Raw genomic sequence first — 16,233 nt, forward strand, 5'->3', positions numbered from 1 at the left:
CCCTGCCCGCCTTTGCGACGTATAAGGGATCATGACCCACGTTCTCACGACCTCACGCCGGACCCTTCTGCTCGGCGCCGCCGCGACCGCCCTGGCGTCCTGCACCTCGGGCGAGGCCGACGCCTCCGTGGCGCAGTACGCCAGCTCGCCGTTCCGTCGCGTGACCGACGCCCAGTGGCGTGCGCGGTTGCCGGGCCTGAGCTACGACGTCCTGCGCCACGAAGCGACCGAACGGCCGTTCACCAGCCCGCTGAACGACGAGCATCGGGCCGGGACCTTCGTCTGCCGGGGCTGCGATCTGCCGTTGTTTCAGTCGCGGACCAAGTTTGACAGCGGCACCGGCTGGCCCAGCTTCTACGACTACATCCCGGGCTCGCTGGGCATGAAGCAGGATTTCGCCATCGGCATTCCCCGCACCGAATACCATTGCGCCCGTTGCCTGGGGCATCAGGGTCACGTCTTCGACGACGGCCCGCGCCCGACCGGCAAACGCTATTGCAACAACGGCGTCGCCCTGACCTTCAGGCCCGCCTGACCTTCAGCGCCGACTCGATGGTCACCCCGGCCATGACCGAGGCGATGATGACCAGCAGTCCGTAGTCATGGCCGCTCCAGATCATCGGGATGGCGGCGAACAGCATGACCACGACCGGGAAGCCGCCGGCCCAGGCGGCGGTCGCGGGCGTGTCGAGATTGATCATCGGCGGTGTCACCCGGCCCATGCGCCGGGCCATGATGCCGTTGCCGATCACGAAGGCGACCACGCAGATCACGGCGATGACCGGATATTTGATCGCCCCTCCCGGCGCGCCGAACAGGGCGCCGGTCGCGATCAGCAGGGTCAGGGCGATCAGGGTCGAGACGGCCAGCAGGAAGTTCGGTTCGAGACGCTTCAAGACTTCACTTTCACATAGGAGCCGGGGGCCGGCTCGATGGGCTTCAGCGGCCCCTTGTTCGGATCACGCGCCGGAATCATGTCGCCGGACTTGTCGGCCAGCCAGGCGGCCCAGTGGTTCCACCAGCTGCCGGGATGCTCCACCGCCGCCGCCTGCCATTCGGCCAGGGTTCCGGGCAGGGCAGCGTTGGTCCAGTGCTGATACTTGTTCGCGCTGGGCGGATTGATAACTCCGGCGATATGGCCGGACCCAGCCAGCGTCAGGGTCACGGCGGCGTTCGAGAAGGCCCTGGCCGAGCGATAGACCGAGTTCATGGGCGCGATATGGTCCTCGCGGCTGGCCTGGAAATAGAGCGGGATGGTCACCTTCGACAGGTCGACCTTGATGCCGCCGATGGTGAACTCGCCCTTCGACAACAGGTTCTGGCCGTACATCGAGCGCAGATAGTCGAGGTGCAGCTTTTTGGGCATGCGGGTCTGGTCGGCGTTCCAGAACAGCAGGTCGAACGCAGCAGGCGATTTGCCCATCAGGTAGTTGCTGACGAAGAACGACCAGATCAGGTCGTTGGCGCGAAGGGCGTTGAAGGTCTCCGCCATCGCCGCACCGGGCAGAACGCCGCCTGCTGCGTCCATCTGCTCCTCGACCTGGCCCAGCCAGTGCTCGTCGGTGAACAGCAAGAGGTCGCCGGCCTCGGCGAAGTCGTGCTGGGCGGCGAAGAATGTGGTGGCGGCGACACGGCCGTCCTTCCTGGCGGCCATATGCGCCAGCGCCGCCCCCATAAGCGTCCCGCCGATGCAGTAGCCGACGGTGTTCACCGTCTTCGAACCCGTCTGCTCGAGCGTCTTCTCGACGGCGCGATAGATGCCCTTTTCCAGATACTCGTCGAAGCCGAACCCGGCCTTGTCCTTGTCCGGATTGACCCAGGAGCAGACGAAGACGGTGAAGCCCTGGGCCGACAGCCAGCGGATAAGCGAGTTCTCCGGCTGCAGATCCATAATGTAGAATTTGTTGATCCATGGCGGGAAGATCAGCAGCGGGACGGTGTGCTGCGTCTCCGTGGCCGCATCGAACTGGATCAGCTCGAACAGCTCGTCGCGCCAGATAACCTGGCCCGGGGCGGTGGCGACGTTCTCGCCGACGACGAACTTGCCGTAGTCGGCCTGGCTGATCTTCAGCTTGCCCATGCCGCGTTCGAGGTCGGCGGCGAAATTCTGCATCCCCTTGACCAGCGATTCGCCGTTGGTCTCGGCCATGGCCTTCAGGGCGACCGGGTTGGAGGCGAGGAAGTTCGACGGCGAGAAGGCGTCGGTCAGCAGTTTGGTGAAGAATTCGGCGCGGCGCTTGGTCCTGGGATCGACGTCCTCGACCGAGGAGACGAGGCCGTTCATCCAGTCCGACGTCACGAGATAGGACTGGCGCATCATGTCGAACATCGGATTCTCCGACCAGGCCGGGTCCTTGAACCGCTTGTCTTTCGAGGGGGCAAGGGTCTCTTCCCCGGCCGCGCGCCGAGTCGAAGTGGCCCACAGGTCCATATAGCGATTGAACAGATCGGCCTGGGCCGCGAACAGCTTGTCCGGGCGCGAGGCGAGGCTGGTCATCACCGAATTCATCGCCGGGCCGACGTTGAACGGGTCGGGCGACAGGGCGGCGGGGCGATCCGCCTGTGACAGAGCCGCCTCGGCGATCGCGGATTGCGCCGTCATCGCCGCCCTGGCCAGGTTCAGCGACAGGGCCTCCAGCATTTCGCGCTGGTCGGCGCCGGGGAAGGCGAACGGAGTGTCAGCCGGGGGCGACGAGCCGGCCGTGGGCGCTTCAGCCTGGGCCTCGACCCGGGGTTCCGGCTGCGGGACCGTCTCGACCGGCGCCGTATGCGCACGCGGCGCTCGGGGTTTGGCCGAGGTCGGGCGGCCTGACTTCCGCGGCGCCCGGGCGACGGGCAGGGGCTCGGGCGGGGTCCTGGGGGTCCTGGCCATGGGTATCCGCGCGCCTCCGCTGTGACGTCGGACGTTTGCTCCGCCCTTCCGCCTGTCGCGATCATGGCCTAGACCGGACCCGAAATGAACGCGCGTCAGGCGAAAAAGATATCCGGCGGCTTGCTGCTCGCTTCGGCCGTCACGGCCCTGGGCGGATGTGCGACCGCGTTCGACCCCCAGACGGACGAGGCCTCGCCCCTCGCGCCCCGTGTTCAGGCCCTGGTGGATGCCAACCGCGCCTATCCCCGCTGGGAGGATTTTCCGCGTTCGACCGATCCCCTGCCGGAACCCGTGGAGGTCGCCGCCCGCGTGAACGGCCTGCGCGTCAGCGGCACGGACCTGGCCGCCGAGGCCGCGCGGGTCGACTGGCAGCTGGGCGATCCGGTCGCCTTCGCCAATGAGGTCAACAGCCGCATCGACGCCCAGGCCGTGGCCCCGGTCACCGCCGAGACCCAGGCGGAGGTCGAGGCCTTCGCCGCCCGCACGCGCCAGCGCGGAACCGCTCCGCCGCCCGTGGACAGGGGCCCGGCGCCCCGCTGATTTTCGTCCCTATCGCCCGGTCGAGAGAATCCGGGGATCATCCTTCCTCAGGAGCATTCGACATGGCTGACACGGCCCCCTTCGCCTCGACCCTCGCTGCCGACGCCGCCATGGTCACCGAACTGGCGGCCATCGCGTCCTGGGCCCAGATCGGCCGCGGCGACGAGAAACAGGCCGACCAGCTGGCGGTCGACGCCATGCGCACGGCGCTGAACAGCCTCGACATCGACGGCAAGATCGTCATCGGCGAGGGCGAGCGCGACGAAGCCCCGATGCTCTACATCGGCGAGAAGGTCGGCACCGGCAAAGGCCCCAAGATCGATATCGCCCTGGACCCGCTGGAAGGCACCACCCTGACGGCCAAGGCCATGGCCAACGCCCTGACGGTCCTGTCGATGTCGGCCGGCGGCGGCATGCTGCACGCGCCCGACACCTATATGGACAAGATCGCCATCGGCCCGGGCTATGCGCCGGGCACCGTCGATCTGGACATGAAGCCGGGCGACAATGTCCGTTCGCTGGCTTCCGCCAAGGGCGTGCGGCCGCAAGACATCACCGTCTGCGTCATGGACCGTCCGCGCCACGAGGACCTGATCGCGGCCCTGCGCGAAGTCGGCGCTCGGGTCATGCTGATCACCGACGGCGACGTGGCCGGCGTCATCCACACGGCCGAGCCGGAAACGGGTATCGACCTGTATCTCGGCTCCGGCGGAGCGCCTGAGGGTGTGTTGGCCGCCTCGGCGCTGAAATGCGTCGGCGGTCACTTCCAGGGCCGACTGCTGTTCCGCAACGACGACGAGCGCGCCCGCGCCGAACGCACCGGCGTGACCGATTTCGACCGCAAATACGACCTGCATGAGCTGGTGTCGAAGGACGCCGTCTTCGCCGCCACCGGCGTGACCAAGGGCGCCATGCTGGACGGGGTGAAGATGGGGCAGGGATTCGTCACCACCCACACCCTGGTCATGGACTCCTCGACCCGCACCGTGCGGCGCATCCACACCACGCGCCCCCTCTGATGGCGGATGGAGCCCCCGCATCCGGCCCTCATAAAGAGGGATGGGCGCCGGGGTTCCTCGATGTCTCGCGCTCGCTGTCCGGACGCGCCTGGCGGCAGAGGCCGGCCGAGGCTTCGGTCGTCCGCGCGCATATGCAGGGGCTGGGACTGTCCGAACCCCTGGCTAGGGCGCTCGCCGCTCGAGGCGTCCTGGCGGATCAGGGCGCGGACTTTCTTGAGCCGACGCTGAAACGGCTGTTCCCCAATCCGTCGTCCTTCATGGACATGGACGCGGCCGCTGCGGCCATCGTCGCCGCCCTCCAGGCGGGCGAGAGCATCCACGTCTTCGCCGACTATGATGTCGACGGCGCTTCGAGCGCGGCCCTGCTGGTGCGCTGGTTCCGGTCCTTGGGGGCTGACCTGCCCCTCTATGTGCCGGATCGTCTGACCGAAGGCTACGGGCCGAGCCCGCTGGCCTTTGACCGGCTGAAGGCGTCGGGCGCCGATCTGGTCATTACCGTGGACTGCGGCGCAGCGGCCAACGAAGCCATCGCCCACGCCTGCGCGGTCGGGCTCAAGGTCGTGGTCATCGACCACCACATGATGCGCGAGGAGCCGCCGCAGTGTCTGGCCGTGGTGAACCCGAATCGCCCCGGCGACACCTCAGGCCAGGGCAACCTGGCGGCGGCGGGGGTGGTCTTCGTCCTTCTGGCTGCCCTGAACCGCGAGGCCCGCCAACAGGGGCTGTTCGCCGATCGCGCCGAACCGGATATCCGCCAGTGGCTGGATCTCGCCGCGCTCGGCGCCATCTGCGACGTCACCGGCCTGACCGGCTTCAATCGCGCCCTGACCGGCCTGGGCCTGAAGGTCATGTCGAGCTGGGGCAATCCCGGGCTTAAGGCCCTGCTGGCTGTCGCGGGCGCCGAACCCGGCCCCGCGAAGTCGAATCACGCCGGCTTCATCCTCGGGCCGCGCATCAACGCGGGCGGGCGAATCGGTCGGGCCGATCTCGGCGCCCGCCTGCTGTCTACGGATGACCCGCTCGAGGCCCGGGCCCTGGCCGAAGAGCTCGACGCCCTCAACATCGCCCGACGGGAGGTCGAGCGCGAGGTCACCGAGACCGCCACTCGCCGCGTCGAGGCGACCGGCCAGCACGCCGACGGCTCGGCCGTGGTCGTGGTCTCCGGCGAGGACTGGCACCCCGGCGTCGTCGGCATCGTCGCGGGAAGGCTGCGCGAGCGCTGGCGGAAACCCGTCATCGTCATCGGCGTGGACGCGGTCGGCGGTGTCGCCAAGGGCTCGGGCCGGTCCCAGCCGGGCATGAACCTGGGTCGCGCCATCCAGGCGGCCTGGCGCGAAGGCCTGCTGCTGGCCGGCGGCGGGCACGCGATGGCGGCGGGTTTGACGATGCGGCCGGACGGGATCGACGCCTTGAGAGATTTCCTGAACGGGACCATGGCCGACGAACAGGCCGATGCCGACGCGCTGGACTGGGTCGAGGTCGACGCCCTGATCGAGCCGGGCGCCGCGTCTCGCGCCCTGTTCGAGGATTTCGAACGGCTGGCCCCCTTCGGCCCCGCCAACCCCGAACCCCTGTTCGCCCTGCACGGCGTCCAGGCCCGCGAGCCGGTGCAGATGAACGGCGGCCATGTGCGCTGTCGACTCGTCGGGGCGGACGGCGCCTCGGTCAAGGCCATCGCCTGGCGCTGTGCCGACCTGCCGACCGGCCGGGCGCTGCTGGCAGGGCAGAGCGGTCTCAGCGTCGTGGGTCGTCTGAAGGCGGACGACTGGAACGGTCGCAAGGGCGTGCAGTTCGAGATCGAGGACATCGCCGATCCGCGGATGGCTAGTTAGTTCGAAACGGCGCTTGCGCCCCCCGGAATCGCCCGCTATATCGCCGCTTCCCCGCGCCGCGGTCCCTTCGTCTATCGGTTAGGACGTCAGGTTTTCAACCTGAAAAGAGGGGTTCGACTCCCCTAGGGACTGCCACGCGGGGCTTTCCTAATATAATCAGATAGATAACCCCCGTTTCGGGCGTGGTTTTCTACGGTTATTTCCACGATTTTAGGTGCTGTTCCGATGGCCTGTTCGACAGGTCATCGTCCTCTCAGCGCAGGGGTCGTTTTCAAGAGAAATGGGCATCCGCCTAAGCGCCCGATGAGCCCTGGCGACTTGCGGATCATCGACCAAAAAGACGAGCATCTGAGGGCAGAACACCTCGGCTGTGCGCTTGGAGTCCGGAAGCTGGATGTCGCTGACGATGCCGGGATTATCAGCGTTTCCCCACTATTGCGGCACCTGCGAGATAGATTCGATGGACAGTCAGAATCATCGCCTCCGCTATTTCACCTTTCCACTCATGGACCGCGACGCCCGTCTAAAGGCTGTGCGGGCCTCGGCCATACGATCAGGTGCCGAAGGGGGCGTCTATGGCATCATCTACGCCCCAATAAGGGCCGTATCACCAGCCCGACTGCTCTGGGATGCCTCCGGCCAACAAACGCTTTCCCAGCCGCCCGGACGGCAACAGACGCGAGCCCCATCAGGTTATCACGTGGGAGATGCTGTTCCCGAGGAGAAGGCCGCCTAGTTGACGCTCTGTCCGCCGTGGATTTTGGCCTGCCAGACGATTTCCGGGCAGTGACGTTCGCCCATGATATGCCAGACGCCGACAGTAACATCGCCAGAGTAATGGGGGGTCACCTCCGTGTCGCGATGTCCGACCTCGAAGGCGTATGTCGTGCCGGGAAGAGCTTGGTCGTTACGCGCGGGGTTGATGCGTTCAGTTATCATGCCCTCAGCGAACGCAAGGGCTTCCGACATGGATGCGTTAGTGAGCCGTTCGTAGCGGACGAGACTATCATTGTTCCATTTAAGCAGCGCGAATTCGATAAATATGAGTTCCTCTGACGCATTGTTGCGTTCAGTCAGTATGGACGATTTCTGGTTCAAAGGTTGCGGGAATGACACGTCAAACAAGGGATCATGAGCGGTCTAGTTAGTCATTGGATCGCCGATACCTCTACAATGCTCTCAGAGAGGTGCTGGAGCGCTAAGTGTCTACTTCCAGCGTGATTGTATGCGGACAACCCAATACGCGCTGTGGCGGCCCGTAAGCGGATTCCTCCGACTGCGTGTGATATTCCGTTGATCTCCAGCTGGGCTTGCGTGCCTCGCGCGCGGCGGTCGGGTTTGACGGCTACGGCTGTAGGCTGCGTCCGGTCTCTAAACCCAGCCTGTCCGCGCCTAGGCGGAGGAGCTATGCAAAGGGGTGGATAGGAACAACCCGTGCTTGATTCGGCTTTGTTTACGGCGGGTGCGCTGTTCAGCACCGACTACCTTCAAGAGGCCATCCGGACGGACCCGGCCTACAAGGCTGTCGATTCTGCGGTCGTTCGTGCGCGCCTATTGGACATCGCCGGTGCCTTCCCCCAAAGCTGGATGCGCTCTACTTCATCCTCTACGGCGTCTTCGACCCGGCAGACCCAACGCAGAGCCGCGACGACATCCGCTACATTTACTCGACCTTCCCGATCGTCGAGCGCGATGAGATCGCCAAATGGGGCTCCTATCGCAGCCGCGACCTAGCCCTAGCCTGGATCAATGCACTGATGGCCGGCCAGCCCGACGCAGCCATTGCGGGATAGGGGCTCTGCTCGCTGCCGACTCCACAAGCGCCCGACCGCATGACAGGGTCCACGGATGTGCGTCCTTGCCAGCCTGAGTAAGCGTCAACCGCCATCCTCGATCGGTCCAACATTGGAGCAGAAAGTCAATACATGAGCCGCTTTGCCCTGACCGTGGATCGCGCCCAGCTTGCTGCCGCCTTGAAAACCGCAACGACCCGAGTGCGCGGCAAGGCGTTGTTCAAGGTGCGCCTCGATTTCGCAGAGGGTGTTCTGGTCGTTTCAGGACCCGGTGCCAGTGCCGACATTGACGCCGCCGGTCTCTGGCCCGGAGCAATCCTGATGGATGCCCCCGGTGGCTCTCCCGGTGAGCCTGAACATCACCTCTTCCGGGATGTTCTTCCCGGTCATGGCGTCCTCGAAGACGTGTCGGAAAGAGTGGAGTGACACGGAGGGGTCCTGGTCGAGGCCGACGTGCTTGAGGATGGTCCGGTTGAACTGGCGGAACACGCAGCTTCCGTCCAACTCGTGATCGGACAACACCCCCTTGGCGTCTCGTGCTTCCTCGACAACCTTGGGGAAGAGGTAAGACGTCGTCGCTGGCAGGGTCCGCAGATATTCGTCGAAGCCCATCATCATCGCCCAAGGGTGCAGAGGGATGACGCGCTCGGTGTCCTTGTTCTTGAGGCGTCGGAGGGGGGTGAAGCGGAACACAATGCGATCGACACCGTCCCCGATGATGACTTCCGGCTTCTCCAGCCCGGCTATCTCGCTGGCGCGCGCTCCGGTGAGGAAGCAGAGCATCGGGATCCAGAACCGCTCGTCTCTGATCATGACGCTGCCAGGACGGAATAAGCCACGACTGTCGTCGCCAGCACATCCCGCATACATCGGCTGATCGAAGATCTGCTTCAGTTCCGAGCCCGAGAATGGACGTCTCTGGACTACCGGATTGCTGGCATTCGGCTTGACGTTTTTGAGCCCGAGTGTGGGGTTCAACCGGATGTGTCCTGCATCGAGAGCCGAGGCCAAGACGGTCTTGATGTTGCCTACGTGTCTGTTGATCGTAGCGGCGGCCAGTCGTTTCAGACTGCTGCCGCCCCCCTTCTGGAGATCGACCAGTTCACGGGCCGACTTGCCCTTGAGCGAGCCGGTCAGAATGCGCCCGTCCGGAAGATATCGTAGAAGGCCTTGGAACTCAGAGACATCAGCGCGGGTCACACGGAAGACAGGCTTGTCGCCAAGGAGGTCGACGAAATAATCAACCGACTGCTCTTTGATCTTAGCAGATCCGTCCTCGATCTCGCCCCGATGATCTGGCTGGTAAACCTCCCGGAAGTAGCGAGAGAATGGCCATGCCGCTCGCGGGTCAAGGGCTCGGTTGCCGTCAGGGGATTCGCCTATGTCAGACCGAAGCGCAGGGTAACGAGGAGGCGATACCGCTCGTCCGAATTCGATCTCACGCCCAGCCCGCCATGAGTCCTTCAGAACCTCGGCACATTCACGAAGCACCTGACGGTAGACCGCAGACCGCAGGAGCGTGTCGGGTAGTTCGGAGAAGTTGAGGTTCATCTGTTGTGCGAAGAAGGCGTCGGCTGCCCATCCAACGGTCGCGGCAAGTTCGTCGGGGTCGTCGGTGTTCAATCGCGCGACTAGGCTCTGGGCGGTGTAGACGTTGGGTGAGGGGTTCTTCGCCGTCAGCTGTTCATCGGCTACGCGCGCGATTTCATGGGTCTGGGCGGCGTGCAGCTGTCTGGCAAATGCCTCAAATGTTTCGGAGGCTGTCCCTCGTCGAAGCGACTCGAATGCGACCAGATCCTTTGACACCTCTTTCGCATGCCGTCGGTTCGCCTCGTCGGGATCATCAGTCTCGAGGCTCACGACTCTCTTAGTGCGTCCGTAGGCGAAGTGGAGATCGGCCGGGATCTTGAGATGGGCTTGGAGCTTCCCGTCAGGGCGACCATAGATTCCCGGGTTCAACTTGCGTGTGACACGGGATGTTCGACTCGGCATCGGTGCGTGGTCCTGGCACCGCTTTCTACGCTCCGTTCTACGAAACTGGCTACGGCACCCACGCTAAGGTGCTGATTTGGCGAGAATAGCAAGGACTACAGTCGTATAGCCGGCGGCATGACCCTGTCCCCTAGGGACTGCCACGCGGGGCATTCCACACATCCTGATCCGCCGCCCCCCGTCGCCGTCGCGACGCGCAGGGATCGTGCCGTGGAGCCGTGTCCTGAGCGAGACGCCAGGCGAGTTCATTCCCGGTGAAGTTCGCGATGAGGTTGAAACCGGCGTTTTTCGGTTTTCCCGCGTTCACAGAACCGTGTTAAACGTGAACCGTCCGTCGGGAGAGCGGGCGGGGGGTTTGAAGTGTCTGACTACGAGGGGCTGGACGCGCCGGACATGGTCCGGATCGCCGGCCGGGTAAAATGGTTCGATGCGGGCAAGGGCTACGGCTTTATCGTGCCCGATGACCCGGCCCAGACAGGGGCCAAGGACGTTCTGTTGCACATCAGCAGTCTGAGGGACGGCGGCTGGGACAGTGCGGGCGAAGGCGCTCCGATCGAATGCGACTGCACGCGCCGCCCCAAGGGCTGGCAGGTGGTCCAGGTCCACGAACTTGGCGAAGGCGAGGTCGAGGCGCCTGCTCGGCGATCCGGCTACGAAGGGATGCGGGCGGATTCGCACGCAATCCGCGAGCCGGGGGACGCCGAGGCCGCCGGCGTGCTCGAGGTGGCCACCGTGAAATGGTTCAATCGCACCAAGGGATACGGTTTCGTGGTGCGCGCGACCGATCCTGGCGATATCTTCGTCCACATCGAGACCCTGCGTCGCTGCGGACTGGACGATCTGGTCCCCGGCGAGACGGTCGCGGTGCGATTCGCCGAAGGCCCCAAGGGTCTGGTGGTCGCGGAAATCAGACCGGGCGACTGATCGGTCGCCCCGAAAGGGCGGTCATGCTGTCGAGACGTCTCCTCATTGTCGGAACCCTGGCCCTCGGCCTGGTCCTGTCTGCCTGCGCCAAATCCTCCGCACCCGTCGATGAAGCCGGTCGTCCGCTGGAGGCACTGAAGATCGTCACCGCCTCGGGCGAGCACGACTTCCTGGTCGAGATCGCCGACGACGAGCCGGAACGCGAGCGCGGCCTGATGTTCCGCCCGCCGCTGGCCGACGACCGCGGCATGCTGTTCCAGTTCCCCGATTCCGCGGAGCGGTCATTCTGGATGCGCAATACGCCCAGCTCGCTCGACATCCTCTACATCGACCCGACGGGCAGCATCGTCTCGATCGCCCACCACGCAACCCCCTATTCGGAAGCACCGCTGCCGTCGAATGGCGCCGCCAATGGCGTGCTGGAACTCAGGGCCGGCCGGGCGGAAGAGATCGGCGCCAAGGCCGGCGACAAGGTTGTCCACCCCTTCTTCCGCCCCTGAGCTCGATCTGGCGTCGCGGCCCATTCTTACGTTGCAGGTTGGGCCGGATGCTGGCAGACACCTCCGCCGGAGTGTAGCGCAGCCTGGTAGCGCATCTGGTTTGGGACCAGAGGGTCGGAGGTTCGAATCCTCTCACTCCGACCATTATCCCTTGAGTGGCTACCGCTCGACGCGCGGCGTCTCGCTGCTTGAGCCACGGATGTTGTGAGACTGCCCATGCTGGCCCGCATCTATCGCCCCGCAAAGACCGCCATGCAGTCAGGCAAGGCCAAGTCGAAGGACTGGCGGCTGGACTTCGAGCCGGCGTCGGCGCGCACCATCGATCCGCTGATGGGCTGGACCAGTTCTTCCGACATGAACGGCCAGGTCCGCCTGACATTCGAGACAAAGGAAGAGGCCGTCGCCTACGCCGAACGCCATGGCATTCCGTTCCGTCTGCATGAGCCCCAGGAACCGCCGGTGATCCTCAAGGCCTATGCCGACAATTTCGCCACCGCCCGCAAGCAGTCCTGGACGCACTGATTCAAGAGGGCGGCGATCGCTCGCCGCGCGGCGGCTCACGACTTGAGCCGCGAACTCGACCATTGACCAGCCATCGCTTGAGCCGCACGGGCGGTGCGGCTAACGCTCCCGAACACGCGCCCATAGCTCAACCGGATAGAGCACCCGCCTTCTAAGCGGACGGTTGCAGGTTCGAGTCCTGCTGGGCGCGCCATCCCGATCGCAAGGACCCCCATGGCCGAAATCCGCAATCAGGTTCTCGAAGGCCGTCAGCTTCTCGACGGAAACAGCTTCATCGACTGCGAATTCAGGAATGCGCAGCTGGTGTTCAAGGGCGTGGAACAGCCCGGGTTCGCCAACTGCAAATTCACCCGGAGCCGCTTCGTGTTCGAGGACAATGCGGCGGTGACGGTGAACCTGCTGCGCGGCATGCTCCGCCCCGAGACCGGCATGCGCTCGTTCGTCACCGGCATGATGCCCGAGATCGGCGTCTAGAGCAGGGCAGCCCGCCAGGCGGCGAGCCCGACCTCCAGATCCGCGACAAGTTCCGTCGGATCCTCCAGCCCGACGTGGAGTCGCAGCAGCGGCCCCTCCAGCGTCGGCGGCCTCTCCCGGAACGCCATCTGCGGCGTCTCAAAGGTGATCAGGCTCTCAAACCCGCCCCATGAGTAGCCGAGCCCGAAGAGGCTGAGGGTGTCGAGGAAGGCCTGGGCGGCCTTCGCATCCCCGCCCTTCATCACCACCCCGAACAGGGATGCGGCGCCGGTGAAGTCGCGCGCCCACAGCGCATGCCCCGGGTCGCCGGGCAGGGCGGGGCCGAGCACGCGCGAGACCTCTGGCCGGCGCGCCAGCCAGCCGGCGACCTGCATCATCGACCGCGCCTGTTCCGCATAGCGAAGAGGCAGGGTGCGCAGGCCGCGCAGGGCCAGCCAGGCATCGTCCGGCGAGACGCAGAGGCCGATGTCCTCATGGGCCTCTGCGATGGCCTTGATGACCCCGGCGTCGCGCGCGCAGACCGACCCCAGCAGCAGGTCGGAATGGCCGCCGGCGTATTTGGTCAGGGCCTGGACGCTGACGTCGACGCCATGGGCGAGCGGCTTGAACGCCAGTCCGGCGGCCCAGGTGTTGTCCATGACGGTCAGGGCGCCCCGTGAACGGGCGGCGGCGGCCACGGCGGGAACGTCGACCATCTCGAACGTCAGCGATCCGGGCGCTTCGATGAGGACCACCCGCGTGCGGTCGGAGATCGTCGCCGCGATCTCCTGGGCGGAGGCGTCGGCGGAGTGGAATCGGACCGTGACGCCGCGCACAGCCAGGTAGCGGCTCAGGAATCTCCGGACGGGTCCATAGACGGCGTCTGTGGTCAGAACCTCGTCACCGGGCCTCGTCAGGGCCAGCAGCGGCAGGGTCATGGCGGCGAGGCCGGACGGCGCCAGCCAGCAGCCCTCCGCGCCCTCCAGGTCGGCGATCGCGCGTCTCAACGCATCCTGCGACGCTGTACCGTCGATGCCGTAGAGCGGCCCCAGCCCGGAGTCGCGCATGTCGCCGACTGCATCCGACAGCATGGTCGAGGCGCGCTCGATCGGAGGATTGACCGGACGGCGTCCGTCTCCCCGCCGGGTCGCCGCCGCGATCAGCCGGGTGCGGTCGGAAAGCGGATCCATGGCGGCCTCGACGGGTTGCGAACGAAGCCCCAAAGGCCTCTAAAGCAGCGGGGGCGCAAGGGGTCGCGGCGGGAGAGTCGTGACGACAGCGAACGCGGGACAGACCATGGGTGGACCAACCTCGGCTTTCTGGATGCGGATGGCGGGCCTCGCAGCCCTGACCATGGCGGCCGCGTGCGGCGACCGTGATCGTGAGGCCGAAGCCCCGGTCACGGAGGCGAGGACGGGCGCGACCCCGACGGCGACCGCAGCTGTCGAAAGCCCGACGCTGGCCGCGATCAAGCGGCGAGGACGGCTCAACTGCGGCGTTAACCAGGGTCTGGTCGGCTTCGCCTACACCGACAATCGGGGAGAGTGGCGCGGCTTCGACGTAGACTTCTGTCGTGGTCTGGCGGCGGCCATCTTCGGCGACCCGGACGCCGTGCGGTTCGTGCCCCTGACGGCCGAGAACCGGTTCCAGGCCCTGGCCGACGAGCGGATCGACGTCCTGTGGCGCAATACGTCCTGGACCATGGAGCGCGACACCGGCGGCCAACTCGCCTTCGCCGGGGTGAACTACTATGACGGTCAGGGATTCCTGGTCCGTCGCTCGCTCAACCTGAACAGCGCCACGGAATTAACCGGCGCTCGGGTTTGCGTTCAGGTGGGCTCGACCAGCGCCCTCAACGCCGACGACTATTTCCGCAGCCGGGGCATCGACTATCGCCCCGTGGTCCTGCCGACCGAGGAGGCCGCGCGTCAGGCCTATGGCCGCGAGGATTGCGATGCATTGAGCGCCGACGTCTCGGCCCTGGCCGCCGCACGCACCACCCTGGCGGACCCTCAGCAGCACGTCGTCCTGTCGGACGTCATTTCCAAGGAGCCGTTGGGCCCCGTCACCCGCCGCGGCGACGAGCAATGGACCGCTGTCGTGCGCTGGACCCTGAACGCCCTGATTCTTGCCGAGGAAATGGGCGTGACCCAGGCCAACGTCGATGAGCAGGCAGATACCTCGAGCGTTCCACAGGTCCGCCGCCTGCTGGGCGCGGAGGGCGATTTCGGCCCGCGGCTGGGCCTGTCGAAGACCTGGGCGGCGGACGCTGTCGAGGGGGTCGGCAACTATGGCGAAATCTTCGACCGGAACCTTGGTTCGCAATCGCCTCTCGACCTGGCGCGCGGGTTGAATGCACAATGGAACGCTAGACCGGGCGGGCTGATCTACGGCCTGCCGGTGCGATGATGATCTAGCGCGGCTGCGAAGACGCAGCCGGCGGCTTTCGGGGGACGAATGGATACGACGAAGAAGGGCGGCATTCCGCTCCACTGGTTGATGCTGATCGGGTTCGTGATCGGCCTGGGCGGAGGCCTGTACGTCAATCAGTACATCGGGCCGGAGACCTATTGGGTCCAGTGGCTGACCTCGAACGTGACCGGACCGGCAGGACAGATCTTCCTGCGCCTCCTGTTCATGCTGGTGATCCCTCTGCTCTTCTCCGCCCTCGTCGTCGGCGTGGCCGAGATGGGCGACCTGAAGTCCCTGGGTCGCGCGGGCATCAAGACCCTGCTCCTGACCATCCTGGTGTCCGGCATCGCGGTGGTGATCGGTCTGGGCATGGTCAACTATTTCCGCCCCGGCGACGGTGTCGATCCGGCCCTGGCCCAACTGCTTCTCGCCCAGGGGGCGGACGGCGCCGCGGCGATCGTGGAGCGGGCGCCGGAAGGCGTCCAGTTCGGTACCTTCTTCCTGGACCTGATCCCGTCGAACGTCTTCACGGCGGCGTCGGAGAACCAGATCCTGCCGATCATGATCTTCGCCCTGCTGTTCGGGATCGGCCTTGTCATGGCCAAGAGCCCCAACACCGACAAGCTGCAGAACGTCATCGAGGGCATTCTCGAAGTCACGATGAAGCTCATCAACCTGGTCATCAAGCTGGCGCCGATCGCGATCGCCTGCCTGATGTTCAACCTGGCGGCCCTGTTCGGATGGGACCTGCTGGTGCGACTGGCGGCCTATGTCGGCGTGGCCGTGGGCGCCATGGCGATCCACATGTTCGTGGTCTATCCGCTGGTCGTCTGGATCGGCGGCGGCATGAACCCGATCACCTTCTTCAAGGGCGTGCAGCGCCCGATGATCGTGGCCTTCTCGACCGCGTCGTCCAACGCCTCCCTGCCCGTGTCGCTGAAGGCGGCAGAGGAAGAGCTGAAGCTGCCGCGCAAGATCGCCCGCTTCGTCCTCACCGTCGGCGCCACCGCCAACCAGAACGGCACGGCTCTGTTCGAGGGCGTCACGGTGCTGTTCCTGGCCCAGTTCTTCCAGATCGAACTGTCGCTGACCCAGCAGGTCGTGGTGATGCTGGTCTGCATCCTGGGCGGCGTAGGCACAGCCGGGGTGCCGGCGGGTTCGCTGCCGGTCATCGCCATGATCCTGGTCATGGTCGGGGTGCCGGCCGAGGGCATCGGCCTGATCCTGGGCGTCGATCGCTTCCTCGACATGTGCCGGACCGTGCTGAACGTGACGGGCGACCTGGTCCTGGCCACCGTCGTCTCTCGCGGCGAGAAGGACGACCCGGTTTCGCCCGAGCCCGCAACGCCGCCGACCGTGGCGTCCGTCGCCTGA

At 65.7% G+C, this 16,233-nt stretch carries 15 protein-coding genes and 3 tRNA genes; 13 read left to right on the plus strand and 5 right to left on the minus strand.

Features of this window, described 5'->3' with window-relative positions; all coding sequences use genetic code 11:
• Nucleotides 1-31 precede the first annotated feature (31 nt).
• Nucleotides 32-535: a peptide-methionine (R)-S-oxide reductase MsrB gene (msrB, locus tag ACP7AZ_RS02225; RefSeq protein WP_426035646.1), complete on the plus strand. Its 504-nt coding sequence runs from the start codon at nucleotides 32-34 to the stop codon at nucleotides 533-535.
• Here the strand turns inward: msrB and ACP7AZ_RS02230 are convergent.
• Both ACP7AZ_RS02230 and phaC read right to left on the minus strand, forming a co-directional pair.
• The gene (locus ACP7AZ_RS02230) at nucleotides 522-896 is read right to left on the minus strand and encodes a hypothetical protein (protein ID WP_426035648.1); all 375 of its coding nucleotides are present in this window, start codon (nucleotides 894-896) and stop codon (nucleotides 522-524) included. The two genes, msrB and ACP7AZ_RS02230, sit on opposite strands and share 14 nt — an antisense overlap.
• Entirely contained in the window at nucleotides 893-2,872 is a 1,980-nt protein-coding gene (gene phaC / locus ACP7AZ_RS02235) for a class I poly(R)-hydroxyalkanoic acid synthase (protein WP_426035650.1), read from the minus strand. The genes ACP7AZ_RS02230 and phaC overlap by 4 nt, the downstream gene beginning before the upstream one ends.
• A 120-nt stretch (nucleotides 2,873-2,992) precedes the next feature.
• Between phaC and ACP7AZ_RS02240 the strand changes: the two genes are divergently transcribed.
• The 4 genes from ACP7AZ_RS02240 (at nucleotide 2,993) to ACP7AZ_RS02255 (ending at nucleotide 6,398) form a co-directional block, all read left to right on the plus strand.
• Nucleotides 2,993-3,412, plus strand: coding sequence for a hypothetical protein (locus ACP7AZ_RS02240; RefSeq protein ID WP_426035652.1), 420 nt, complete (start codon nucleotides 2,993-2,995; stop codon nucleotides 3,410-3,412).
• Between the two features lie 62 nt (nucleotides 3,413-3,474).
• Entirely contained in the window at nucleotides 3,475-4,431 is a 957-nt protein-coding gene (gene glpX / locus ACP7AZ_RS02245; protein ID WP_426035654.1) for a class II fructose-bisphosphatase, read from the plus strand.
• A complete protein-coding gene (recJ, locus tag ACP7AZ_RS02250; RefSeq protein ID WP_426035656.1) occupies nucleotides 4,431-6,263 on the plus strand; it encodes a single-stranded-DNA-specific exonuclease RecJ in 1,833 nt (610 codons plus the stop codon). The genes glpX and recJ overlap by 1 nt, the downstream gene beginning before the upstream one ends.
• Nucleotides 6,264-6,323: 60 nt before the next feature.
• Nucleotides 6,324-6,398 (plus strand) — tRNA-Glu (locus tag ACP7AZ_RS02255).
• A 597-nt stretch (nucleotides 6,399-6,995) separates the two neighbouring features.
• On the opposite strand, the gene ACP7AZ_RS02260 is transcribed toward ACP7AZ_RS02255, so the two are convergent.
• Together ACP7AZ_RS02260 and ACP7AZ_RS02265 are read right to left on the minus strand one after the other, a co-directional pair.
• Nucleotides 6,996-7,388, minus strand: coding sequence for a hypothetical protein (locus ACP7AZ_RS02260; RefSeq protein ID WP_426035658.1), 393 nt, complete (start codon nucleotides 7,386-7,388; stop codon nucleotides 6,996-6,998).
• A 929-nt stretch (nucleotides 7,389-8,317) separates the two neighbouring features.
• Nucleotides 8,318-10,048, minus strand: coding sequence for a DUF6538 domain-containing protein (locus tag ACP7AZ_RS02265; protein WP_426035660.1), 1,731 nt, complete (start codon nucleotides 10,046-10,048; stop codon nucleotides 8,318-8,320).
• A gap of 360 nt (nucleotides 10,049-10,408) precedes the next feature.
• Between ACP7AZ_RS02265 and ACP7AZ_RS02270 the strand changes: the two genes are divergently transcribed.
• From ACP7AZ_RS02270 to ACP7AZ_RS02295, 6 genes are all read left to right on the plus strand, one after another.
• Complete coding sequence (locus ACP7AZ_RS02270; protein ID WP_426035662.1) at nucleotides 10,409-10,972, plus strand: cold-shock protein; 564 nt, start codon at nucleotides 10,409-10,411, stop codon at nucleotides 10,970-10,972.
• A gap of 23 nt (nucleotides 10,973-10,995) precedes the next feature.
• Entirely contained in the window at nucleotides 10,996-11,472 is a 477-nt protein-coding gene (locus tag ACP7AZ_RS02275; protein WP_426035664.1) for a DUF192 domain-containing protein, read from the plus strand.
• 67 nt (nucleotides 11,473-11,539) lie between these two features.
• Nucleotides 11,540-11,616 (plus strand) — tRNA-Pro (locus tag ACP7AZ_RS02280).
• A gap of 72 nt (nucleotides 11,617-11,688) precedes the next feature.
• Entirely contained in the window at nucleotides 11,689-11,994 is a 306-nt protein-coding gene (locus ACP7AZ_RS02285; RefSeq protein ID WP_303695702.1) for an ETC complex I subunit, read from the plus strand.
• 116 nt (nucleotides 11,995-12,110) lie between these two features.
• A tRNA-Arg gene (locus ACP7AZ_RS02290) sits at nucleotides 12,111-12,187 on the plus strand.
• 20 nt (nucleotides 12,188-12,207) lie between these two features.
• Nucleotides 12,208-12,468, plus strand: a complete 261-nt coding sequence (locus tag ACP7AZ_RS02295) for a hypothetical protein (RefSeq protein ID WP_426035666.1) — start codon at nucleotides 12,208-12,210, stop codon at nucleotides 12,466-12,468.
• On the opposite strand, the gene metC is transcribed toward ACP7AZ_RS02295, so the two are convergent.
• Entirely contained in the window at nucleotides 12,465-13,637 is a 1,173-nt protein-coding gene (gene metC, locus ACP7AZ_RS02300; RefSeq protein WP_426035668.1) for a cystathionine beta-lyase, read from the minus strand. The genes ACP7AZ_RS02295 and metC overlap by 4 nt on opposite strands.
• Before the next feature lie 79 nt (nucleotides 13,638-13,716).
• Here metC and ACP7AZ_RS02305 point away from each other — a divergent pair, with 79 nt between their 5' ends.
• Both ACP7AZ_RS02305 and ACP7AZ_RS02310 read left to right on the plus strand, forming a co-directional pair.
• The gene (locus ACP7AZ_RS02305; protein ID WP_426035670.1) at nucleotides 13,717-14,856 is read left to right on the plus strand and encodes an amino acid ABC transporter substrate-binding protein; all 1,140 of its coding nucleotides are present in this window, start codon (nucleotides 13,717-13,719) and stop codon (nucleotides 14,854-14,856) included.
• Nucleotides 14,857-14,904: 48 nt separating this feature from the next.
• Nucleotides 14,905-16,233 (plus strand): dicarboxylate/amino acid:cation symporter, encoded by a 1,329-nt coding sequence (locus ACP7AZ_RS02310; protein WP_426035672.1) that lies wholly within the window; start codon nucleotides 14,905-14,907, stop codon nucleotides 16,231-16,233.

Source organism: Brevundimonas sp. DC300-4 (genome assembly GCF_049897365.1).
Lineage (GTDB): Bacteria > Pseudomonadota > Alphaproteobacteria > Caulobacterales > Caulobacteraceae > Brevundimonas.